Origin of the sequence: Moraxella sp. RCAD0137, assembly GCF_002894025.1 — a bacterium.
Taxonomy (GTDB): domain Bacteria; phylum Pseudomonadota; class Gammaproteobacteria; order Pseudomonadales; family Moraxellaceae; genus Moraxella; species Moraxella porci.
In genome coordinates this window covers 1-712 of record NZ_LTCC01000038.1, presented here as the reverse complement: position 1 = coordinate 712, position 712 = coordinate 1, and the positions used below count along the sequence as shown (strand labels likewise).

General features: G+C 36.9%; 1 protein-coding gene. It reads left to right on the top strand.

The window, feature by feature from the left end; translation table 11 throughout:
• Positions 1-39 precede the first annotated feature (39 nt).
• Entirely contained in the window at positions 40-693 is a 654-nt protein-coding gene (locus AZ602_RS09910) for an IS1595 family transposase (RefSeq protein WP_103034748.1), read from the top strand.
• Positions 694-712 lie beyond the last annotated feature (19 nt).

Here is a 712-nt window from a genome sequence, read left to right as displayed (position 1 = left end):
GGGGCTGTACTAGAATAACTCTCATGTTATACTAGTTTTATGAAGATAACCCATTGTAAACTAAGTAAAAAAGTACAAAAAAGACTGCTTGAATTTTTTGTACTTGAAGTTACTGCTCGTTCGGCAGCTGATTTACTACAAATACACCCAAATTCAGCAGCTTTATTCTATCATAAAATCAGACTTGTGATAGAATACCATCTTAATCTTGAGGCTAAAGAATTGTTTGATGGCGAAATAGAGCTTGATGAAAGCTATTTTGGCGGCATTCGCAAAGGCAAGCGTGGTCGTGGCGCTGGTGGTAAAACAGCTGTCTTCGGTCTTTTAAAACGCAACGGTAAAGTCTTTGTGGTTGTGGTTAAAGACACCAAGACTAACACGCTAATGCCTATCATCACAAGCAAAATCAAGCCTGATAGTATTGTTTATACAGACTGCTACAAAAGCTATAATGCTCTTGATGTAAGTGATTTTAAGCATTTTAGAATTAACCATTCCAAAGAATTTGCAAAAGACCATAATCACATCAACGGCATTGAGAATTTCTGGTCGCAAGCCAAGCGTGTTTTAAGAAAGTACAATGGCATTGACAAGAAACACTTTCATCTTTTTATCAAAGAATGTGAGTTTCGTTTTAACTATGGTACACCATCTAATCAGCTTAAAGTATTGAGAAGATGGTGTGGGATTTAGGCTAATCTAGTACAGCCCC